This is a genomic window from Nocardioides albus, assembly GCF_014648255.1.
Taxonomy (GTDB): Bacteria; Actinomycetota; Actinomycetes; order Propionibacteriales; family Nocardioidaceae; genus Nocardioides; species Nocardioides albus.
The window spans coordinates 1-22,198 of sequence record NZ_BMQT01000020.1 but is presented as its reverse complement, the minus strand read 5'-3'; the positions used below and the strand labels follow the sequence as shown (position 1 = coordinate 22,198).

Here is a 22,198-nt window from a genome sequence, read left to right as displayed (position 1 = left end):
GGAGGTCTTCGCTAGGTCAACAACCGACCCGGAGTGTCACCAACCTCTTGGCTGAGTACAGCTAGAGGTTGTCGCGCAGGACCTGAGCGAGCTCGAGGACAGCGGAGCGTGACGTACGCCCGGCGCCGACCACGTTCAGGAACCCGTGGATCTGGTCGGCGAAGCGCTTGTGGGCGACCTTCACCCCGGCCGCCTCGAGCTTGGCCGCGTACGCCTCACCCTCGTCGCGCAGCGGGTCGAACCCCGCGGTCGCGACGTACGCCGGGGCGACCCCGCTCGTCGGGATCTCGGCGTGCAGCGGAGCATGGCGGGGGTCGCGGCGGTCGATGCCCGCAGGCAGGTAGTTGTCGGTGGCCGCCGCGATGAAGTCAGCGGTGAGGTAGAAGCCCTCGCTGAGCTCCTCGCGGCTGCGGGTGTTCGCCTCCGACTGGGTGACCGGGTAGATGAGCAACTGGAAGGCGCAGTCCTCGCCGACCGCGAGCGCGACCCCGGCCGCCAGGTTGCCGCCCGCCGAGTCGCCGCCGACCCCGATCCGGGCCGGGTCCGCACCGAGCTCGGCCGCATGCTCGACCGCCCACCGGAACGCCGCGACAGAGTCGTCGTACGCCGCTGGGAACGGCGACTCGGGAGCCAGCCGGTAGTCGATCGAGAGCACCTTGGCCCCCGACTCGCTGGCCAGCAGCCGGCAGGGAGCGTCGTGGGAGTCGAGGTCCCCGAAGATGAAGCCGCCGCCGTGCAGGAAGACCAGCAGCGGAGCGTTCCCCGAGACGCCTTCCGGCACATAGAGCCGCGCCTTCAGCCCCGCGACCCAGAGGTCGCGCACCGACCCGATCTCCTGGCGGCCGCCACCCATCTGCGACTGCCGCAGCAGCGCCACCCGTCCCTTCGGGATCGGCAGCGTCGACGGGTCCGGCTCCCCCGACACCTTCATCAGCGCGAGCATGATCTGGGTGTCCACGGCGAGCGTCTGCCCGTCGTACGTCACCGGCTTCCCGACGATCCGCCGCTGCACCGCGGCCGGCAGGTTCATCACCGTGGCGAACGCCAGGCTCTTGACCGGGGTGAGCACCGGCATCAGCATCGGATCGACCAGGGACGACGCACGCGCGAGAATCGACATGTGCCCAACCTACCCGCTAGTAGGGACACGGTGTAACAGATAGTTCACCAGACGTACGATGGATTCAGAGCTCCAGCCATGAGTTCGGATGAAAGACTGGCCCCATGAGTCTCGACCCGCAGGCCCCCACCCGGTCGGCCGAGGACACCGTGAGCCTGACCGCGGTTCCCGACCAGCCGTTCGACGTCGAGCCCGAATACATCCCGGATCACGAGGCGCTGGCCGAGGTCGAGAAGTACGAGGACCGGTTCCTCGACCGGGAGCTGTCGTGGCTGCGGTTCAACGAGCGGGTGCTGGAACTGGCGGAGGACGAGACGCTGCCGCTGCTGGAGCGCGTACGCTTCCTGGCGATCTTCACCTCCAACCTGGACGAGTTCTTCATGGTCCGCGTGGCCGGGCTGAAGCGACGGATCGCCGCAGGCGTCGCCGTCAAGGCCGCGAGCGGGCTGATGCCGCGCGAGGTCCTCGAGCTGATCTGGCAGAAGACTCGGGAGCTCTCCGAGCGCCATGCCGCGATCTTCCGCGAGCAGGTGAAACCGGCGCTGCTCGAGGAGGGCATCCAGCTGCTGCACTGGGAGGACCTCACCCCCGAGGAGGTCAAGGCCTGCAAGAAGCTGTTCAAGGAGCGGGTCTACCCGGTGCTGACGCCGCTCGCGGTGGACCCGGCCCACCCGTTCCCCTACATCTCCGGCCTCTCGCTGAACCTCGCCGTCCGCCTGCGCGACCCGAAGACGAAGAAGAAGCACTTCGCCCGGGTCAAGGTGCCGCCGATCTTCGCCCGGTTCGTCCCGCTCGGCAACGACCGCTTCGTGCCGCTGGAGGAGGTCATGGCCGAGCGGCTGCAGAAGCTCTTCCCGGGCATGGAGATCATCGAGGTGCACACGTTCCGGGTCACCCGCAACGAGGACCTCGAGGTCGAGGAGGACGACACCGAGAACCTCCTCACCGCGCTGGAGAAGGAACTGCTGCGGCGCCGCTTCGGCCCTCCCGTACGCCTCGAGGTGCAGGAGTCGATGACCGACTCCACGCTCGACCTGCTGGTCTCCGAGCTCGGCATCTCCGACAAGGAGGTCTTCCGGCTGCCCGGCCCGCTCGACCTGCGCGGGCTCCACGGGATCGCCGACATCGACCGCGGTCAGCTGAAGTATCCGGCCTTCCTGCCGAGCACCCACCCGTCCCTGGCGCCGGTCGAGAGCGCCGCACCGGTCGACGTCTTCAAGGCAGCGCGCCGGAGCGACGTACTCCTCCATCATCCCTACGACTCGTTCGCGACGAGCGTGCAGCGCTTCATCGAGCAGGCGGCCGCCGACCCGCGGGTGCTGGCGATCAAGCAGACCCTCTACCGCACCTCGGGCGACTCCCCCATCATCGATGCTCTGATCGACGCCGCCGAGGCCGGCAAGCAGGTCCTGGTGCTGGTCGAGATCAAGGCGCGCTTCGACGAGGTCGCCAACATCCGCTGGGCGCGCAAGCTCGAGCAGGCCGGCTGTCACGTGGTCTACGGCCTGGTCGGCCTGAAGACCCACTGCAAGCTGGCGATGGTGGTCCGTGAGGAGCCCGACGGCACCATCCGTCGCTACACCCACATCGGCACCGGCAACTACAACCCCAAGACCTCCAGGCTCTACGAGGACATGGGGCTGATCACCACCGACGAGGCCATCGGCGAGGACGTCGCCCACCTGTTCAACAACCTCTCCGGTTGGAGCCGCGAGGCGACCTACGGCCAGCTCCTGGTCGCCCCCGGCAACGTACGTCTCGGTCTGATCGAGCAGATCCACGCCGAGATCGCCCACCATCTGGCGGGACGGCCCGCCCGGATCCGGCTCAAGGCCAACTCCGTGGTCGACGAGGCCATCATCGACGCCCTCTATCTGGCGTCCCAGGCAGGCGTGCCCGTGCAGCTGCTGGTGCGCGGCATCTGCGCGCTCCGCCCGGGGGTGGAGGGGCTCAGCGAGACCATCGAGGTGCGCTCGATCCTGGGTCGCTTCCTGGAGCACTCCCGGATCTTCTGGTTCGAGAACGGCACCCCCGACGACGGCGACGGACCGAGCGCCTGGATCGGCTCGGCCGACATGATGCACCGCAACCTCGACCGCCGGGTCGAGGCCCTCGTACGTCTCCCCACCCCCGAGCTCGTGGCGGAGGTCGGCGCACTGTTCGACATGGCCTTCGAGCCGACCACTGACGCCTGGGTCCTCGGACCGGACGGGACCTGGACCCGCAACCACGCTCCCCACCATCTCCAGGCGATGTTGATCACACGGCAGCGCCAGCGCAGGCGCGCCTCGACAGGCTGAACACGCCCTGACTTTCGTCGTGTCAAGCGGACTCGCCTAACATGAGCCCGCAGGTCTGCCTCATCCAGCCAGGAGCCCCCCGTGCGTTTCCGTATCCGCCCGGTCGACACGTCGTTCTACGATCTGTTCGCCGAGTCCGCCAACCACCTCGTCGGCGGTGTCTCGCTGCTCGCCGAGATGCTCAGCGACACAGCCGATCGCGAGGACGTCGCGCGACGCATGCGCGACGCGGAGCATGCCGCTGACGAGACCACCCACGAGATCGTCAAGAAGGTCAACTCGACCTTCGTCACGCCCTTCGACCGCGAGGACATCTACGCCCTCGGCTCCGGTCTCGACGACGTGATGGACTCGATGGACGAGGTCGTCGACCAGATCTTCGTCTACGGCGTCAACATCCTGCCGCCGGAGCTCTCCGACCAGGTCACCGTGCTCCAGCGCTGCGCCGAGCTGACCGCGTCCTCCATGCCCAACCTTCGCTCGATGAAGGAGCTCTCGGAGTACTGGATCGAGATCAACCGTCTCGAGAACCAGGGCGACAAGAACCACCGTCGCATCCTCGCCAAGCTCTTCTCCGGTGAGTACGACGCGATGGAGGTCCTCAAGCTGAAGGACATCGTCGAGTCCCTCGAGGATGCGATCGACGCGTTCGAGAAGGTCGCGAACACCGTCGAGCAGATCGCCGTCAAGGAATCCTGACACCGTGGAACTTGCCATCGTCATCGCGGTGGTCGTCGTCGCCCTCGTCTTCGACTACACCAACGGCTTTCACGACGCCGCCAACGCCATCGCGACCTCCGTGTCCACCCGCGCCCTCACGCCTCGCATCGCCCTTCTGCTCGCGGCGGTGATGAACTTCGTCGGTGCCTTCCTGGGCCAGAAGGTCGCCCACACCGTCTCCGACACCATCACGCCACCATCGGGAGCGCATGGTCTGACCGTCGTGATGGCCGGGCTGCTCGGCGCGATCGCGTGGAACCTGATCACCTGGTATTTCGGTCTTCCCTCCTCCTCGTCGCACGCCCTGATCGGCGGCCTGGCCGGATCGGCGATCGCCGCCGGCGCGTTCGTCAACTGGATGACGGTGCTGGAGAAGGTCGTCATCCCGATGTTCGTCTCGCCGGTGGTGGCCTTCACCCTCGGCTTCGGCGTGATGCTCGCGATCATGTGGATCTTCCGGCGCGCCAACCCGCACAAGGCGCAGAAGGGGTTCCGGATCGCCCAGACGATCTCGGCCGCCGCGATGGCGCTCGGCCACGGCCTCCAGGACGCACAGAAGACCATGGGCGTCATCTTCCTCGCCCTGGTCACCGGTGGCTTCCTCTCCGAGGGCGACGACCTGCCGTTCTGGGTCATCGCCGCCGCCGCCACCGCGATCTCCCTCGGCACCATGTCCGGCGGCTGGCGCATCATGCGCACCCTCGGCCGTCGCATCATCCACCTGGACCCCTCGCGCGGCTTCGCCGCCGAGTCGGTCGCCGCCTCGGTGCTCTACACCACGGCGTACGTCTGGGAGGCCCCGATCTCGACCACCCACACGATCACCTCGTCGATCATGGGTGTCGGCGCGACCAAGCGATTCTCCGCGGTCCGCTGGGGCGTCGCGAAGTCCATCGTCATGGCCTGGGTCTTCACGTTCCCCGCGGCGGGCAGTGTTGCGGCGCTCGTCTATCTGCTCTGCCACTTCGTCTTCCAGCTGCCGTAACCACGTCGAGTCGGCGCGTTCTGACTCAAAAGCCCGCCGAGTCGGCGCGTCATGACGCGCCGACTCGGCGGGTTTTCTCGTCAGGATGAGCCGACTCGGCCGGGCTTTAGCCGAAGCGACCCGAGATGTAGGCCTCGGTGTCCGGGTTGTCCGGCTTGGTGAACATCTGCTTGGTGGGGTTGAACTCCACCAGGTGACCCGGCTGGCCGGCGGCCTTCAGGTTGAAGAAGCCGGTGTCGTCGGAGACCCGGGCGGCCTGCTGCATGTTGTGGGTGACGATCACGATCGTGTAGTCGGACTTCAGCTCGTGGATGAGGTCCTCGATCGCGGCGGTCGAGATCGGGTCGAGCGCCGAGCACGGCTCGTCCATGAGCAGCACCTCGGGCTGGACCGCGATCGCACGGGCGATGCAGAGCCGCTGCTGCTGACCCCCGGAGAGGCCCATACCGGGCTTGCTGAGGCGGTCCTTGACCTCGTTCCACAGGTTGGCGCCACGCAGCGCGCTCTCCACGATCGAGTCCGCCTCGGACTTCTTGATCCGCTTGGAGTTGAGCTTGTTGCCGGCGAGCACGTTGTCGTAGATCGACATCGTCGGGAACGGGTTCGGCCGCTGGAAGACCATGCCGACCTTGCGGCGTACGGCTACCGGGTCGACGTTCGGACCGTAGATGTCCTGGCCGTGGATCGAGATCTTCCCCTCGACGTAGGCGCCGGGGATGACCTCGTGCATCCGGTTGAGGGTGCGCAGGAAGGTCGACTTGCCGCAGCCGGAGGGCCCGATGAAGGCGGTCACCGACTTCGGCTTGATGGACATGGTGACGTCCTCGACGGCCTTGAAGTCGCCGTAGAAGATGCTGGTGTCCTTGACTTGGATGGACATGTGTTTCTCCTAGCGCCCGGTCTTGGGGGCGAAGATCGTGCCGACGATACGGGCGATGAGGTTGAGGACCATGACGAGGATGAAGAGCACCAGTGCTCCACCCCAGGCGTACTCGACGCCCTTCGCCGTGGCCTCGGACAGCTGGGTGTAGATGAAGACCGGCACAGTCATCATCGGGCTGTCCTCGAATGGGCTGGTGTTCAGGTTCGGGTTGAACCCGGAGGCGACCAGCAGCGGTGCGGTCTCACCGATCACTCGCGAGATCGAGAGCACGACACCGGTGACGATGCCGCCGATGGCGGTCGGGAGCACCATCTTGGTGATGGTGCGCCACTTCGGCACCCCGAGGGCGTACGCAGCCTCGCGCAGGTCGTCGGGGACCAGCTTGAGCATCTCCTCGGTCGAACGGACGACGGTCGGGATCATCAGCAGCGAGAGCGCGACACCCCCGCCGAAACCGAAGCGTGTGCCCGGCCCGACGAGGAGGGTGAAGAGCGCGAACGCGAACAGACCGGCGACGATCGACGGGATGCCGGTCATGACGTCGACCAGGAAGGTGATCGTCTTGGCGAGGCGGTTGCCCTTGCCGTACTCGATCAGGTAGATCGCGGTCATGATGCCGATCGGGATCGAGATCACCGCGGCGATGCCGGTGACGATCAGGGTGCCCATCAGTGCGTGGTAGAGACCGCCCTGCTCGTCGCCCGTGACCGAACGCATCGAGTAGGTGAGGAACTCCGGGCTGAGTGTCGCGGCGCCCCTGGAGACGACGGTGTAGACCAGCCAGATCAGCGGGATGACCGCGACCGCGAAGGCGGTCCACACCAGCCCGGTGACGAGCTTGTCGGTCGCCGAGCGCCGGTTCTCCACCAGCAGCGCCCACAACGGGTAGCCGATCAGGAACCCGAGCAGACCGATGACGGCGGCCCCGACGATGCCCATGCCGAGCACCAGGGCGAGGCCACCGAGGGCGACGGCTGCGACGCCGACGAGCCACTGGGCACCTCGCGGAAGCGTGGCATGGGAGAGCTTCGTCTCCTCGTTGGAGAGGTCGGTATTGCTCACTTGGCCCTCCCTCGGGCGACGATCCAGCGGGCGAGCGCGTTGACCAGGAAGGTGAACGCGAACAGCACGAGGCCGGTCGCGATCAGCACGGAGAGCCGGTCGGGCGTGCTCTCCTTGTAGCCCTGGGCGATGTGCGCCGCGATGGTCTCGGGGTTGTTGGTGCCGATGATGAACAGCGAGATGAGGACCTTCGGCGAGACGATCATCGCGATCGCCATGGTCTCACCCAGTGCCCGCCCGAGGCCGAGCATGACCGCCGAGACCATGCCGGAGCGGGCGTAGGGGAAGACCGCGTAGCGGACCATCTCCCAGCGCGTCGCGCCGAGCGCCAGCGCCGCCTCCTCGTGCAGTCGCGGCGTCTGCGCGAAGACCTCGCGGCAGATCGAGGTGATGATCGGCAGGATCATCACGGCCAGCACGATCGATGCGGTGAACAGCGTGCGGCCGTTGCCGGAGGGCTGGCCGTCGAAGAACGGCAGCCAGGCCAGGTTCTCGGAGAGCCAGGCATGGGTCGGCACGAGGTACGGACCGAGCACCACCGCACCCCACAGGCCGAAGACGACCGACGGGACCGCGGCGAGCAGGTCGATGACGTACGCCACCGGGGTGGCGATCCGGCGCGGAGCGTAGTGGCTGATGAAGAGCGCGATCGCCACGCTGAAGGGGACCGCGACGATCAGTGCCAGGACGGCGGCGTACATGGTGGCGTACAGCAGCGGCACGACCAGGCCCAGGAAGGAGCCCTGGCCGGCGTAGTGCTGCTCGTCCACACTGAAGCCCGGGATGCCTTCGATGCCCAGGAAGATGAAGACGGCTGCCAGGGCCACCATGATGAGTGTGGCGGCGATGACGGCGATGCCTCGGAAGACGACATCCCCCATCGAGCCACGGCCGGACAGCTCCGACTTCGTGTCAACGCCAGGGTCGGCGCCGGGGTCAGCGGCGACAGTCACAAGGCATTCCTCGACTTTCTAGTTTCGGTTCTCAAGACAGCCGTACGGGCGGCGGCCGTAGCCACCGCCCGAACGGCGATCACGTCAGACTTGTGGGCACTACTTGATCGCGCCCACGAGCTCCAGCGCCTTGTCCGCGATCTCGCGGTCGAGCGGCGCGGAGCCGGCGTCCTCGGAGGCGGTCTCCTGGCCCTCCTCGGAGAGGATGTACTCCAGGTAGCCCTTCACGTTGGCCGCGTCCTCCGCGTTCTCGTAGGTCGGGCAGGCCAGCAGGTAGGAGACCAGCACGACCGGGTAGACGCCGGCCTCGGTGGTGGTCCGGGCAACCTCGACGGCCATGTCGTTGTCGCTGGTGCCGACCGACTTGGAGGCGGCCAGGATCTTCGAGGCGGCCTCGGCGCTCGGCGCGACGAACTCCTCGCCGACCTGGACCTTGACCGTGGCGAGGTCGTTCTCGCGCGCGGCGGACTCGTCCATGAAGCCGATGTAGCCGGCACCCTGCATGGCGGTCACGACGCCGGCGGTGCCGTCGCCGCCCTCGCCGCCCTTGATGGAGGCGGGCCACTCACCGGACGGCTCCTCGGCCCAGCCACCGGCGGCCGCGAGATACTCGGTGAAGTTCTCCTGGGTGCCGGAGTCGTCGGAGCGGTGGACCGGGGTGATCGCGCTGTCCGGGAGCTTGGCGTCCGGGTTGGTCGCGGCGATCGCCGGGTCGTTCCACTTGGTGATCTTGCCCGAGAAGATGCCGGCGAGGGTCTTGGGGTCGAGGTTGAGCTCGTCGACGCCCTCGACGTTGAAGACGACCGCGATCGGCGAGACGTACGCCGGGACCTGGATCGGGTCGGCGCCGCACTGCTCCTTGGCCTTGGTCAGCTCGCCCTCGTCGTCGTTGAGGGCCGAGTCGGTGCCGGCGAAGAGGTAGCCGCCGGTGATGAAGCCCTCACGACCCGAGCCGGAGCCAACGGGCTCGTAGACGACGCTGAGGTCGGGGTTCGCGTCCTGGATGCCGGCGACCCATGCCGCCTGGCCCTTCTCCTGAGAGGAGGCTCCGCCACCCTTGATGGTGCCCGAGAGGGTGCCTTCCCCGTCGCTACCGCTGGGCTCCTCGTTGGCGGCGCCACAGGCGCTGATCGCAAGGGCAAGGGTCGCAGCCGTGATGCCCGGGACGAGTGCCCGGCGCAGCGAGGTGGTGTTCACGCAAGTCTCCTGATGATGATGCAGTCGATTCGGAGTTGTCGCGACGACCGTAGGGACCCGAGGTGGACGGGAAACTCGGCGTAGGTGAACACAGGCTGAACGTGGGATTCAGAGTCGATGGCAAATCGACGTCAGTTCCAAGGACAGAAGATGAACAGGCGAGCCGCAAGCCGCCCTCAGGCCTGAAACGTCTCCACCTCACACACGTCACCGGCCCGCACGTGCAGCACCATCAGCTCGCCCTTCGCCAGCTTCGGGTCACGCACACCCAGGCCGCCGAAGACCCAGGGCAGCACCGGTCGGTGCGTGCAGATCACCGTCGGAACGGCCAGTTCACGCAGGAGATCCGCGGCCAGGGCCGACACGCTACCTCCCTCCGCCCCCTCCTCGCTGAGCAGTCTCAGCTGCTCGGCCGAGATGCCGGCCATCCCGGCGTACGGCGCGACGGACTGGACGCAGCGGACGCTGGTCGAGGTGATCACCCGGCCGATGTCGTAGGCCATCAGCAGACCGGCCAGGGTGACCGCCTGGGCCCGTCCGGTGTCGTCCAGCGGCCGCTCCTGGTCCGCACGGGACCAGGATGAACGACCGACGGCCGAGGCGTGGCGGAGGACGACGAGGGGCGTGGTGGGGTGGCGTACGTCCGTGGCCTCCGCCAGCGTGGCCCGGTCGTGCGGATAGGTGAGCCGCTCGCGCGCCTTCTCCACGGGGAGCCACTCGACGTCGTCGATCTCGTCGTTGATCTGATAGCCGTCGACGTCGTCGTCGGTGCCGGCCGCGACGCGCCCGACCCAGTAGTGGACCACCTTCTGTCCTGCCTCGACCGGATAGCGCTGCCGCCGGAGCGGGCGGCCGAGCGCGACCCGCAGGCCGGTCTCCTCGCGCACCTCACGGATCGCGGCCACCGGGACCGTCTCCCCGGGATCGACCTTGCCCTTGGGGAAGGACCAGTCGTCGTACTTGGGTCGGTGGACCAGCGCCACCTCGGGCAGGCCGTCGTGCTCGCGAAAGACCACTACGCCGGCGGCCGGGATCTCGGGCATGGGCACAGGGTATGTCGGCTGGGTGTACCAGTTGGGTGACCGCTTCGTCTAAGGTTCGTCGGGATGCTCCGCACCCCCCAGCTTCTCGACGGCACCCGCACGTGGGCCGGTCGATCATCCCGAGTCGTACGCGCCCACCCCCTGCTGACCATCGCGGTGGGCGTCCTCGTCGTGGCGCTGGTGATCTTCCTGGCCCGGACGTGGGCCGCCCGCGGCGGTGACCTCGACGAGGCGCTGCGCCTGGCCCCCAGCGAGGCGACGCGGGTCTCGTTCACCGACTGGGCCGGTATCCGCGAGAGCGTCGGCGCCGACCTCGACGCCGACTCCACGCCGGCAGAGGTCCACGAGATGATCGACGAGGCCTACACGAAGGACCTCACCTCGTCCTCGGTGCTGCCCGACGCCTCGGGGCTGCTGCAGCAGCACTTCGGCTGGTCACCGGCGACCCTCGACTGGGAGCTCTACACCCAGTCCGCCGAGGGGGCGCTCATGGTCGCGCACCTCGAGGACATGGACGCCGACCACCTGGTCGAGCAGCTCACCTCGATGGGGTTCACCGCTCCTGAGGACGATCCCGCCGACGGCGGCGTCTGGGACGGCACCCTGGTCTCGTTCTCCAGCTTCACCGACTCCGGGATCGACTCCACGATCTCCCCGCAGCTCACCTACCTCGCCTTCCTGCCGGAGCGGAACCTCATCGTGGCCTCGGACGGCCGGCGCTATCTCGGTGACCAGATCGAGAACCTGGGCGAGGGCGATCTCGCCGAGCCGATGACGGACGCCGCCGACCGACTCGGCGACCCGCTCTCGGCGTTCGTCTACGACGGAGACTTCACCTGCAGCGAGATCGGGCTCGGCGGCGCCTCGGCAGCTGACCAGGACCAGGCCGAGGGGCTCATCGATGCCGCCGGCGACGTCAACCCGATCGCGGGCTTCGGTATGGCGGCAGAACCGAACGGGTACGTACGCGTCGCGATGTCGTTCGAGAACGACGATCAGGCGCGCACCAACGCTGACACCCGGGCCAAGCTCGCCGTCGGGCCGGCGCCCGGCCAGGGCGGAACGTTCGACGAGCGGTTCGAGCTCGGCAAGGTCGCAGCCGAGGATGCGGTCGTCACCATGCAGCTGCAGCCGAAGGACGGCTCTGCCGTGCTCTCCGACCTGGCGAACGGTCCGCTGCTCTTCGCGACCTGCTGAGGACGTACGTCCTTCAGGGGATGATCCCCAGGATGCGGTCGATCTCCTCCTGGGAGAGGTGATCATCGGACTCGCTGGCGGCCACGATGAGGTTGGTGGTGAGCTCGACCTCGAGGAGCAGCTCGGGATCTTCCAGAGTCACATCGAACTGGTCAGCCACGCCCGCCTCCTCACCCTCAGACCTCGTCCTCACATCATCGCCCAGTCTCGGTGGATCTGCGTGCTGATCGGCCAAGAACCATCAAAAGTTGTCATATCAAGCGTGACACAGAAGTCTGAGAGTGCTCCAATCAGACCACGAGGCCCCAGCCAACGGCTGGGGCCTCGATGCAGATGATCAGTGTCGGCTTACGCCGAACCCGAGATCGTCTTGATATTCAGCGAGCCAATCAGAGAGGACGAACGTTCTCCGCCTGCGGACCCTTCGGGCCCTGCGTGACGTCGAACTCGACCTTCTGGTTCTCGTCCAGCGACTTGTAGCCGTTGGTCTGGATCGCAGAGTAGTGCACGAAGACGTCGTCGCCGCCGTCCTCCTGCGCGATGAAGCCGAAACCCTTCTCGGCGTTGAACCACTTAACGGTGCCCTGAGCCATCTGCTCGTTACTCCTTAGTCGGGGCGAGAGGCCACCAGGTTCGGTAGCCCCGCATCAGGGGCGGGTGACACGTCGCTCCGACCTGTGTTCCCCGAACCGAGGTCCGGGCGGGCACAGAGCAGAAACGCCGTTGGCTCACAAACTCCGCAGGCGTCAGACCTTCTGGAACTTGCTCCTGTTGCGGGAGTGACATTAGCAACTCGCGGGCCGGTGCGAACCCCCCTTGGCCGATCGTTTTCCCCGCGAAGCGGTGAAGGTTGCGCGACAGAGCCGTGAAACGGCCGCTCAGCGGGACGTTTGCCGACCGTCTCCGAGATCGCTTCCGGACAGCAGAAGACCCCCGCCCGGGCCCCGGGCGGGGGTCTGATCTGGTAGGCCGTGTCGGTCTCGAACCGACGACCCATGGATTAAAAGTGGACTGCTCAGCCGACTCTGACCTGCCTGGACGCAACACAGACGCGTCTCGCGGGGAGAAATAGGGGAGGCGCCCGCTCTTCGGCAATCAGCGCTGGCCCAGTGCCCGGCTGACCGTCATCGCCTAACCAGCGGCGTCTTGAGCAAGCGTGCTCCCCTCCCTGGCCACCGTGGACAGGCGATACCGTCCGTCGGGGCATTGCTTCGGCAGGTTCGTCGACCCCCGGTGCTCCACAATCTTGCTCGGTGCCTTCCTACTCGCTCCCGCCGTCTACGACCGCTGGCCCGACGGGGTTGTGCGCCACACGTTTCCGCGCCCGAGCACCGGGGCGACCAGATCTGAGAACTCCGCTTCCCGTGTGGCCTCGGAATCCAGCGGGATCTCGATGCGCTGCCTGTAGCCAATCGCGTCTGCCACCTCCGGACGGAGAAAGTAGGCGCTCGCAAGTAGTTCGCTCAGTGGAGCAAAGTGATCCTTGGCGAGTTCGCGGAGCTCGTCGAGGTCGGAGGGGGCCGCATCTGCGAACTGGCCGGTGACCATCTTGGCGGCCTGAACGAGATCGGGTCTCAGCGTGCCCACTTCATCGATTCCGTCGCCCGCGACTCCGGCTTGCGATGCGGCAGGCATTCCTTGACCGGCGGGGATCAACAAGTCTGCGATTACGCTAAGCGTCGCCCGCTCTTCGTCGGTCCACAGGCTTTGCGCATGGGTAATCGTTTTGCTGGTCATGCAGGAACCTCCTGGTGAGAGCGTCCGGAGACGAGGTGTTCAGCCGTGCGTAGCGCCATGGCGACAACCGTCGCCGTGGGGTTCATACCTGCGGACGTCGGCCAAGTGCTCCCGTCGGCCACTACCAGGTTGGGGATGTCGTGAGTCACGCCGTACCCGTTGACCACCGACGTCTTGGGGTCTACCCCCATTGTCGTCGTGCCCAAAAGATGCCAGCCGGTCTCACGCACCTGAGGTGCAACGCTCACGCTCGAGGCGCCGGAGGCGATCAAGGACTCCTGTGCCCGCGCGGACATGAAGTCGAGCATCCGTCGGCTGTTGTCAGAGGTCTGATAGACGATCCGCGCCGCGGGGAGCCCATAGGCGTCAGTCTCTTGGTCGCTAAGCAGGACCTGGTTGCGCTCCTCGGGGAGATCCTCACAGGTGATGCCCCAGGTAATCGAATGGTTGAGCCGCGTCTTGACCGTGCGATGGAAAGGTTCGCCCCACATATCGCTGTTGTCACCCCACGGGAAGGGACGCATCATCGCGATTGGGCCGCCCGTAGGCATCAGGTTCCACTTTGCCCCTCTAACGAACCCACGCGACGGATCGGTCTCGTAGAACTCCAGTGAATAGACTAGTTGACCGTAGATGCCTTGAGTCGTGCCGATCGGGTCGTCGAACATGCCCACGACGGCGGCGTAGGGGTGCATCATCAGTCGCTTGCCAACGAGCCCGGAAGAGTTCGCGAGACCGTCCGGGTGGCGTGCGTCCGCGGACATCTGAAGGATGCGTGGCGTGCCGACACCATTAGCCGCGAGGACGACGACCTTGGCTCGCTGCCTCCGCTCGACGCCTTGGGCGTCGAAGAACACTGCACCGGTGGCCAGCCCGCGCTCGTTCGTCTCGATCTTCCACACCGCAGCTCGGGCTACGACGTGAACGCCGCGCGCGATCAGGTCTGGCCAGTGAGTGATGTCCGGCGTGCTCTTGGCACCGTCGACGCAGCCCCAAATGCATGTCCCACGCTGGACGCAGGCCTTGAGTCGTCCGTAGTTTCGTGTGGCGATCGCGTTCGAACCCGGCCACCAGTGCCAGCCGAGCTTGTTATGGCCTCGGGCCACCCGCCGGCCGCCCTCGCCGATGGGAGCCGCGAGCATTGGGTAGGTTGCAGAGTCGGGCACGGCCGGGTCGCCGTGGTAGCCAGCAACAGCAAAATCGTGCTCAGCCTTGGCGTAGTAGGGCACCAAGTCTTCGTAAGTGAACGGCCAGTCGTCGGCGACACCGTCCAATGTCCTCACTCGAAAGTCTGACGGCATGTTGCGCATCCACTGCCCCGCGTAGAGCATCACGCTTCCACCGATGCCGTTCCACATCAACGCACTGATGTCGGACTCGGACTCGTCGATGGGATAGTCACCGACTCCCTCTCGCACGTTAGGCAGTGCAGACCAGGCCTTGCCCGCGGCCACTTCAAACGCAGGTTGGTCGGACCGGGCGCTGCTGTAGTCGGGCCAGTCACCTTGCTCGAGGCAGACGACACTCATGCCGGCATCGGCAAACCCTTTGGCTATGGCTGCTCCTGCGGGGCCGGCGCCCACGACGAGGACGTCGGCCACGTCAGGGAGGCTGCTCCAGGTGGGATGGTGGGTCATGTCTTCTCCTTAGGTTGCTCAGGGGGTCAGCGGCTCAGGCGTGATTCCAACAGTCCTCGGGATGCTGGTGCGGACGCATCGGGACATTCCGTCCGTGCGGAGAAGCGAGTTCGGCCGTCACCATGCCGGCACAGCCGGAGTCACTCATCGCACGCCTCCATCGATCACGATTGCTTGTCCTGTGACGTAGGAAGAGGCGTCTGAGGAGAGGAACACCACGAGTTGAGCGACCTCGTCCGGGGTTCCCTGACGCCTCAGGGGGACGATGCGTTCAATCATGGCCGCTTGGGCTGCCAGCCCGCCCATGTCATCGATCGCCGGCTGGTTGAAGGGTGTGTCGATCCAGCCTGGGCACACGCTGTTCACTCGGATGTCAGCGTCGGCGACCTCGTTGGCAAGCGCCTTGGAGAAGGCCACGATGGCACCCTTGGAGGCTGAGTAGGCAGTCATCCCGGGTCCTCCTGCGATGCCGGCGAGGCTTGCGATATTGATGATCGCGCCACCTCGGCCGGCCGCACGCATGGCGCCGATGAAGTGTCGGGCTACAAGGAAGCAGGAGCGCGAGTTGACGCTCATGAGTGCGTCCCAGTCGGCCACGTCGAAGTCTTCTACCCGTCCGGCGCGTTGGATGCCGGCGCTACACACAATGGCATCGGGTGAACCCTCCTGCTCAAGGACCTCTGTGGCCATGGTGGACACGGCGACAGGGTCACTGAGGTCGGTCGTGTAGGTGGTGCAGCGCACGCCCTTGGCACGGACCTCCTGGGCGGTTCGCTCTAAGTCGACCTCGTTGAGATCGACCAGCGTAAGGTCCCCGCCTTCTGCCGCGGCCGCCATGGCGGTTGCCCGCCCGATCCCGCTGGCCCCGCCGGTGACAAGGATCCTTTTCCCAGACAATTGCATGACAGCTGCTCCTTCTGTGCCCTTGACGCGAGCGTTGGTGGTTTGGAGATGATTCGCCAGGTTCCTTGGCTTGTACCTAGATGGACTCATTCGACGCGGCATTTCACGCGGGACTGCCGATCGTCGTCGCGGCCGATCCTCATGCCCAAGGCTGCGTCTCATCCGTGAACCTGGCTCGATGGAACCGATCAGAAACGCTCAAGGCCCGGGACAGTAGCCGCGAGCTGACCATGACAGCAGGCCACAAGAAACGACACCATCGGTGATAGTGATGGTCACTGCTGCGGCCGATACGACCTTCAGAGATCCAGACGTGTCAGGCTCTGGAACATTGCTGCCAATTCGGCACCGAGCGGTACGCGCGGGGCGTAGGCAAGCCTCGGCACCGCTGATCGAGCCCGGCGTCCAATCCACCGAACATGTGCGTGGAGATCCAGGTAGCGCGGACCCGCAGTTCGGAGGTCATCACGCGCCGCCCCGCGCCCGAAGCTCTAGGACTGCATGTGCTGCCGCGGCGCTGACGGCTTCGTCGTCCTCAAGGGTGCCGCCCGAAGCACCCACCCCACCCACGACCTGCCCTCCGATCTCCAGAATCAATGGTTTGCCTCCAGAGAACGTGACCAACGGCTTGCCGGGCAATGCCGTATTGAGCCCAAAGAAGGGGCCGCCGGGGAGGACGGACTCCGCAAGAGCCGCTGTGTCCCTGCGCAGCGATAGAGCTGTGTATGCCTTGGCAATAGACAGATCGCGCCCAGCCAGCATGGCGTCCTCGTGGCTGGCGAAGGCGAGGAGATTTCCGCCTGAGTCCACCACAGCGACTGCGGACGGCACCTGGCGCTCAGCCGCTGCGTGTAGACCAGCTTCGATCGCGATTTGCGCGTCCTGGATGGTGATCCTCATGTTCGATCCTCATTGGTGTACGGGAGTGGCGAGGCCAGGTTCGTCGTGGACAGAGCCCCAGCCGTTCGTGACTGCACTGCCACGCGAGTGGAGTACAGGCGTTGACCGCATGTGGTTCCGCCCCAACTCCAGGGCCTCATTTGATCGAGCACCGTGACTGGCGCCACTCCCGCAGCCTAAGGATTGTTCACACATTCATCAATAGGTTGACCGAATTTTCCTGTCTTCGCCCGCTCCGCCAGCAACCTTCGACCCCATTGGCCCAAATGAGGATTGTTCACATAGACTCACCAGACCAGCGGCGCTGCACACACGGGAAGCCATGTGTCGATCGACGAGGGGAACCCCAGTGACTACCGACCAGCAGCGGATCCAGGAGCTGTTCGACGACCCGGACGCCAAGCCCTTGGTGGTAGGCACTGGCGAGAGAGTCGCCGACCTCCTGCGGTCCTACCTGACCGAGGGACGCATCTTGCCCGGGACCCGCATGTCGGAAGAGGCGTTCGCCCGAGCACTGTCGGTATCCCGGAACACTCTTCGAGAGGCGTTTCGCCTGCTTGCCCACGAAGGACTGCTGGTACACAAATTCAACCGTGGCGTCTTCGTGCGGGAACTGACTAGCGCAGACATCTCCGACATCTACCAGTTCCGCAAGATGGTGGAGCTCGGCGCCATCCGACAACACCGCTCACACACGCCTACGCGGCTGCATGCCGTGCGGCTGGCGGTGACCAATGGGCTTGTCGCCGCCGAACAAGACGATTGGCGAGCCGTCGGAACCGCGAACATGAACTTCCACATGGCCATCACAGCCCTTGCCGGCAATGATCGAATGAACGCGACCATGCGCCAACTTCTCGCGGAAATGCGCCTGGCCTTCGTTCTCATGCAGCCAATCAAGGACTTCCACTCGCCCCACCTCGCCCTGAACGTCGAGATCTGCGAGTTGCTCGAGCGCGGCAATTGGACGGCCGCCGCCGACCGCCTAGACGCCTACCTAGACACCGCCTGCCAGCAGCTCCTCACCGCCTTCGACCGAGCAGCGGGTCAGTAGCAGCAGCGTTTCGACCCGGCCCAGGAACCTCGGCGCATTCGGAAACACCCACCGCGATCCCTGCCGGCCCACAAATCTCTTCCCCCAACGCCCCGACACGCCTCGGCGCAACATTCATCGGCAGCGGCCAGACATGGCATCTCAAGCTCGCCAGGCGCCCCCACCCCGCCGGGGTCGCGGCCGCAACCCCGTCACTGACCGTCACCTCAGGGCCGTCTCACTGCATGGACGGAAGGCAAATTGTTCACTCATTGGATTGCAGGATCGTTGAACAATTCGTACTGTGATCTGCATCTCAAAGCCCGTGCCTCAGGCGAGTGAGTCGCCACAGCCACTCGGAAGCAGGCGACTCCTAGCCACCTCGCCAATAGCGGCACAGGGCCACCGAACCGGCCTCACCGAAGGAACCGACATGACGAGCGACCCTCTGCAGTCTCAGCAGTCCGATCCGCCTCTAGACCTCGAACTGAGTCGTGGCGACGATCCCCGAGTCATCGAGGAACAGACGCACGAGGAGTACACCGACCACGTCGTCCCGTTCTCAGCCAGGCTGAGCAAAGCCCCGATTCTAGGCAGCTGGTCGTCGATCGCCAGCGCCATGGCTTTCGTGTACTACGGGGCACTCGCCGCAACCCTGGTAGGGATAGAGCAGGCGCTCATCGGAGTGACGCTCACATGCGTTTCCTACGCCGTACTTGGCGGTCTCGGAACAGTCAAGGCCATCCGCACTGGACTGAACTCGACGCTGATGTCCCGGGAGTTGTTCGGCGTATCGGGTGCCGCGATCTGCCCCCTGATCATCACCCTTGGGACCGCCTTCTATGCCGTGTTCGAGGGAAGCGTCATGGCAGCTGCGCTCCAGACCTACTTTGGAGTAGGCGACATCAGAGTCTGGTACGCGGTGGTCGTCGTCGGAACGCTCCCACTCATGCTCGGCGGGATGCGCACGTGGCTCGGCCTGCTGAACGGGGTCTCCATGCCCATCTACTTCTTCGGCGTACTGGCCGCAGTACTCGTAGCTGGCAGCCGGTTCGGTTGGGACGGCCGCTGGGATCTCTTCGACCACCCCACAGCTGCCGGGACCGGTCTGCCCGGTTGGCTAACCATCTTCGTCCTCTACATGGGCGTGTGGATCGTGCTCCCCGAAATCCAGGATTCAGCCCGAATGGCAGAGCCCAAGGACACCAAATTCCATGCCAGTGTCACCTTCGGCATCCTGTTTTGGCTGGTCGCCTACCTCTTCAACGCCATCGCCGGGATCCTCATCGTCGCACTGGCCTACGGACAGCCCGGCGTGGAGCCGACTGAAATCGGGGCGGTACAGGGCGTCATCGCTTCGCTAGGTGTCGTCGGGCTGATCGTGATCGTCGTATCCCAGGTCCGCATCAACACCGCAAACTTCTACTACATGTCCATCAGCGCTGAGCGGTTCGTTTCCCACTTCACGACCAAGAACCTGTCTAGGCGAGCATGGGTTCTGCTGGGTTCTGCCGTCGTCCTAATCGTGATGTTCACCGACATCTTCAGCTACTTGGCAACCGCCCTCGCGTGGATGGGCTGCCTTCTAGCGTCCTGGATGGGCATCCAACTCGTCGGCTGGTGGCTTGACCGAGGAAAAGACGTCGAGTTCCGGCCCGAGCGCCTCAAGAACGTCGCTCCAGGCTTCTACCTTTGGGTCGGTTCAACGGCCCTCGGCATCCTCCTGGTCGAAACCCCTGGGCACTTCCCAACCGCCTCCGCGCTCGCACCGCTGATCACGTTCACGGTAGCCGCCGCCGGATACATCGCCATGCGACTCATCAACGCAACAGCGCACGCCCCAAACCGGCCAGATCGAATCCGCGACCAAGTCGCGGACCTCTGGAACACGCGCATCAGGTGCCACCGATGCAAACTGAGCTACGCCGCTATTGAGATGGACACGGGAGCTGATGACACGATCATTCTGTGTCTCAAGTGCCAGTCCTTGGGACGCATCGCGAAACCTGTGTCGCAGCCACCGTCGACGGTTCGCAAGTAGACGCGACGGCCGCCCGGCTCGCCCGGTCCCACGGGTGAGCCGAGCGGCCGTCAAGGTCAACCGGCGGGCACAGCCCAGCGCCGAGTCCGCCATACGTGCGTTTCCGCGGTCTGATGACCCGCCCATCTGGAACCGGGCACGCCGCATTGGGCCCACCCGGATCATTCTGCGTCGCGTGGACCGGTCTCTCCGCGCGAGGCGCCACGGGCAGGACAACACCTAGCTTGAACGGGTGTATGTGCGGTCCCCAGCCGACTTGGCCCTAGCCAGAGCCGGGAACCTACTGACGACACATGACCTCTCACGAGCCGGCCCGCGGCTGACTCGTCCCCTCGCCAGGGTCGAACTGGACCAGAGTGCTAGACACATCGACCGGAAAGTCGGTTGAGAGGTCGGCACGCTTCGGATTCAGGACGGCAGCACGCGCACAGGCGTGCAAGTCGTTCAGCGGCACGACCCACGGCGTTTCGTGCCATTTCGGCGTGTACGGAACTGCGCCAGGCAACTCGCTCTGAAGCGTCCACATGACGTGGTTGAGCTTGTGCGCCGCCTCGATCGTGGCGCGGTCACCAATGAGCATCAGCCGCTCGAAGAGTGCGGAGCGGTCCTCTTCGAGCGTCCGGAGCCGTGACGCGGCCGCACCAAAATCGTCGCTTGATGGATCGAGCTTCCCAACGTCCTCCGTCTGGCGCAGGATCCGCTTGGCGACCTCTGCATAGTCGGCGTAGAGGTCGACCCGGCGCTGCTCCCATCTGGCCGCCGCTTCATTGCGATGCCGACGACGCTCGGTTGCAGTAGCTGCGAGGTACGACATCGCAGCACCAACGACTACTGCCCCAAGAGTGACGAACTGCTGCGTAAGCTCCACGGCGCAATCGTCGCAGCGTTGTCCGCTCCGCAAGTCGAAGTCGACGAATCACATTGTTCGTAGCGGGCCACCGACACTCGCGATGCCTGATCTCCTGGCCTCATCTGAAGGGCAAAGGCAACAGTGCCGGCCGAGGAAGCTCGTTGCACTTCACCGCCAGATGACCGAGCTGGAATGTACGAGGGGAGCGAACCAGGACGAATGTGTACCGTTCGCCGGGTTCAACCATCACCCCGTCAGGCAGACGCTCGGTGTGGACATCGGGGATTGTGTCGATCTTGACTCCCGTCGCGGGGTGGGTGCCCGTGTTCACCAGGTCGTAGGTGTTTCCCAATTGGCCACGCTCAATCGATAGGGTCACGTCTGGGAGAGCGTGCAGGTCAGCGAGCTTGCCGACGCTGGTGGCGATCTGCTCCTGTGCGTCGCGGCTGGCCCGCTGAGCGTCGAGATTGGCCTGTTGGGCTTCATCGCCGGAGGCTCGCGCTGCGCTCGCTTCGTTGTGCGCCCGCTTGCCGTTGGCCGCTGCCCAGACCGCTGCGCAGATGGCAACAATGACAGCTGCCCACGCGGCGAGCGCTGACCAAGTTTCGGGTGTCATCGCTCCGACCTGTCTACAGAGATTCATTGGCGATGAGAGCACGAGCTTTGTCATCGATCTTCCCCTTGAACCGCCCGTGCCCGCAGTTGGCATAGGGGACACACGTCATCGGGTCGGCGCCCTGCTTTGCGGCTGCCTCCCGCAATTCGCTGGGTCTCGTTGCATACATAGCCGACTCCCCCGGATCTAGGCGCTTGGGCAAGCGGTCGATTCCGACGGCAGACTCGGTGATCAGCAGTACGCCACCTGATCGTGGCAAATACCCGAACCCTGACACTGTGGTCGGGGTCCGCCCTGAGTTCGTTGCTTCGATCGCGACGAACAACTCGGTCCCCAAAAGGAAGTCGGTGGTCACCAAAGATGTGGCCCTGACGTCCAGGCGCGCTCCCCCGCGCCTCCAGGAATAGGCGCTGAACGCGACGTCTCCGAGCGCCACTAGAGCAGCGAAGCTACCGATGAGCAGACTGAGCGTCGCAGTATCCACCGGGCAAGGCTGACAGCCATGGTGCGCTCAAGGAGGTCTTTGCGCGAACCACTTCCCACGCCTACACCAAATCGATGATCGACTTCAGTACAAGCGGTCGACCTGGGCTTCTTTGCGGACCTGCTCGCGGCTCTCGGCGGGGTCGCGGCGCGCGACCTCTCGACCGAAGGCCTCGAGCTTCTCTACGAAGAAGGCGGGCGACTGTCGGCTTCGCGGATGTGCGCGGCATTGACCCACGATTGGGTGACGTGTGCTCTCAGACCGTGACCGGTGGAGTACGTCGACACATACATGACCCAACCCTCCCACTCGCCCTGGCGGCTCTTCTGCCACATCAGCAAGATGCCGGGATCCGAGTTGTGTCCCCACGCGTCTGTCACGTCAACCCAGACGTGTGTCGGTATCGCCTCCCGCATAAGAGCAGATTAGAACGTTTGTTCGATCAATGCGAGGTTGAGGCGTTTCTTCGACGTGTCATCTCCCAGGACATCGGTGACAGTTCTGCATCAAGACATCGGTGACACGTCTGGTGGTCTT

General features: G+C 65.4%; 20 protein-coding genes. 6 read left to right on the top strand and 14 right to left on the bottom strand.

The window, feature by feature from the left end; translation table 11 throughout:
* Nucleotides 1-61: 61 nt before the first annotated feature.
* Entirely contained in the window at nucleotides 62-1,120 is a 1,059-nt protein-coding gene (locus IEY84_RS26415) for an alpha/beta hydrolase (RefSeq protein WP_229789044.1), read from the bottom strand.
* Nucleotides 1,121-1,224: 104 nt separating this feature from the next.
* Here IEY84_RS26415 and IEY84_RS26410 point away from each other — a divergent pair, with 104 nt between their 5' ends.
* The 3 genes from IEY84_RS26410 to IEY84_RS26400 all read left to right on the top strand — a co-directional run bounded on the left by IEY84_RS26410 (nucleotide 1,225) and on the right by IEY84_RS26400 (nucleotide 5,125).
* On the top strand, nucleotides 1,225-3,420 hold the full coding sequence (locus tag IEY84_RS26410; protein WP_183552194.1) for an RNA degradosome polyphosphate kinase: 2,196 nt from the start codon (nucleotides 1,225-1,227) through the stop codon (nucleotides 3,418-3,420).
* 81 nt (nucleotides 3,421-3,501) lie between these two features.
* Nucleotides 3,502-4,119: a DUF47 domain-containing protein gene (locus IEY84_RS26405; RefSeq protein WP_183552197.1), complete on the top strand. Its 618-nt coding sequence runs from the start codon at nucleotides 3,502-3,504 to the stop codon at nucleotides 4,117-4,119.
* 4 nt (nucleotides 4,120-4,123) lie between these two features.
* Nucleotides 4,124-5,125: an inorganic phosphate transporter gene (locus IEY84_RS26400; protein ID WP_183552200.1), complete on the top strand. Its 1,002-nt coding sequence runs from the start codon at nucleotides 4,124-4,126 to the stop codon at nucleotides 5,123-5,125.
* Nucleotides 5,126-5,231: 106 nt separating this feature from the next.
* Here IEY84_RS26400 and pstB read toward each other — a convergent pair whose 3' ends face one another.
* From pstB to IEY84_RS26375, 5 genes are all read right to left on the bottom strand, one after another.
* Nucleotides 5,232-6,005 (bottom strand): phosphate ABC transporter ATP-binding protein PstB, encoded by a 774-nt coding sequence (gene pstB / locus IEY84_RS26395; RefSeq protein ID WP_183552203.1) that lies wholly within the window; start codon nucleotides 6,003-6,005, stop codon nucleotides 5,232-5,234.
* 9 nt (nucleotides 6,006-6,014) lie between these two features.
* The gene (pstA, locus tag IEY84_RS26390) at nucleotides 6,015-7,070 is read right to left on the bottom strand and encodes a phosphate ABC transporter permease PstA (protein WP_183552206.1); all 1,056 of its coding nucleotides are present in this window, start codon (nucleotides 7,068-7,070) and stop codon (nucleotides 6,015-6,017) included.
* Complete coding sequence (pstC, locus tag IEY84_RS26385; RefSeq protein ID WP_183552209.1) at nucleotides 7,067-8,023, bottom strand: phosphate ABC transporter permease subunit PstC; 957 nt, start codon at nucleotides 8,021-8,023, stop codon at nucleotides 7,067-7,069. Before pstC ends, pstA begins: the two co-directional genes overlap by 4 nt.
* A 99-nt stretch (nucleotides 8,024-8,122) precedes the next feature.
* Nucleotides 8,123-9,220, bottom strand: coding sequence for a phosphate ABC transporter substrate-binding protein PstS (locus tag IEY84_RS26380; RefSeq protein WP_183552212.1), 1,098 nt, complete (start codon nucleotides 9,218-9,220; stop codon nucleotides 8,123-8,125).
* Between the two features lie 176 nt (nucleotides 9,221-9,396).
* Nucleotides 9,397-10,263, bottom strand: coding sequence for an NUDIX hydrolase (locus IEY84_RS26375; RefSeq protein ID WP_183552215.1), 867 nt, complete (start codon nucleotides 10,261-10,263; stop codon nucleotides 9,397-9,399).
* A gap of 63 nt (nucleotides 10,264-10,326) precedes the next feature.
* Between IEY84_RS26375 and IEY84_RS26370 the strand changes: the two genes are divergently transcribed.
* A complete protein-coding gene (locus IEY84_RS26370) occupies nucleotides 10,327-11,460 on the top strand; it encodes a cupin domain-containing protein (RefSeq protein WP_183552218.1) in 1,134 nt (377 codons plus the stop codon).
* 13 nt (nucleotides 11,461-11,473) lie between these two features.
* Here IEY84_RS26370 and IEY84_RS26365 read toward each other — a convergent pair whose 3' ends face one another.
* From IEY84_RS26365 to IEY84_RS26340, 6 genes are all read right to left on the bottom strand, one after another.
* On the bottom strand, nucleotides 11,474-11,620 hold the full coding sequence (locus IEY84_RS26365; protein ID WP_179659874.1) for a hypothetical protein: 147 nt from the start codon (nucleotides 11,618-11,620) through the stop codon (nucleotides 11,474-11,476).
* A 229-nt stretch (nucleotides 11,621-11,849) separates the two neighbouring features.
* Entirely contained in the window at nucleotides 11,850-12,053 is a 204-nt protein-coding gene (locus IEY84_RS26360) for a cold-shock protein (RefSeq protein WP_045548871.1), read from the bottom strand.
* Between the two features lie 685 nt (nucleotides 12,054-12,738).
* Entirely contained in the window at nucleotides 12,739-13,197 is a 459-nt protein-coding gene (locus IEY84_RS26355; RefSeq protein ID WP_183552220.1) for a hypothetical protein, read from the bottom strand.
* Nucleotides 13,194-14,834, bottom strand: coding sequence for a GMC family oxidoreductase (locus IEY84_RS26350; protein WP_183552223.1), 1,641 nt, complete (start codon nucleotides 14,832-14,834; stop codon nucleotides 13,194-13,196). Before IEY84_RS26350 ends, IEY84_RS26355 begins: the two co-directional genes overlap by 4 nt.
* A gap of 144 nt (nucleotides 14,835-14,978) precedes the next feature.
* Nucleotides 14,979-15,737 carry an SDR family NAD(P)-dependent oxidoreductase gene (locus IEY84_RS26345; RefSeq protein ID WP_183552226.1) on the bottom strand — a complete coding sequence of 253 codons (759 nt, stop codon included), beginning with the start codon at nucleotides 15,735-15,737 and terminating at the stop codon, nucleotides 14,979-14,981.
* A 465-nt stretch (nucleotides 15,738-16,202) separates the two neighbouring features.
* Nucleotides 16,203-16,637, bottom strand: a complete 435-nt coding sequence (locus tag IEY84_RS26340) for a GlcG/HbpS family heme-binding protein (protein WP_183552229.1) — start codon at nucleotides 16,635-16,637, stop codon at nucleotides 16,203-16,205.
* 349 nt (nucleotides 16,638-16,986) lie between these two features.
* Here IEY84_RS26340 and IEY84_RS26335 point away from each other — a divergent pair, with 349 nt between their 5' ends.
* Both IEY84_RS26335 and IEY84_RS26330 read left to right on the top strand, forming a co-directional pair.
* Nucleotides 16,987-17,691, top strand: coding sequence for a GntR family transcriptional regulator (locus tag IEY84_RS26335; protein ID WP_221209300.1), 705 nt, complete (start codon nucleotides 16,987-16,989; stop codon nucleotides 17,689-17,691).
* A 412-nt stretch (nucleotides 17,692-18,103) separates the two neighbouring features.
* Complete coding sequence (locus tag IEY84_RS26330; RefSeq protein WP_183552235.1) at nucleotides 18,104-19,711, top strand: purine-cytosine permease family protein; 1,608 nt, start codon at nucleotides 18,104-18,106, stop codon at nucleotides 19,709-19,711.
* A gap of 301 nt (nucleotides 19,712-20,012) precedes the next feature.
* On the opposite strand, the gene IEY84_RS26325 is transcribed toward IEY84_RS26330, so the two are convergent.
* Entirely contained in the window at nucleotides 20,013-20,579 is a 567-nt protein-coding gene (locus IEY84_RS26325; RefSeq protein WP_183552239.1) for a hypothetical protein, read from the bottom strand.
* Between the two features lie 100 nt (nucleotides 20,580-20,679).
* The gene (locus IEY84_RS26320) at nucleotides 20,680-21,231 is read right to left on the bottom strand and encodes a hypothetical protein (RefSeq protein WP_183552242.1); all 552 of its coding nucleotides are present in this window, start codon (nucleotides 21,229-21,231) and stop codon (nucleotides 20,680-20,682) included.
* Nucleotides 21,232-22,198 lie beyond the last annotated feature (967 nt).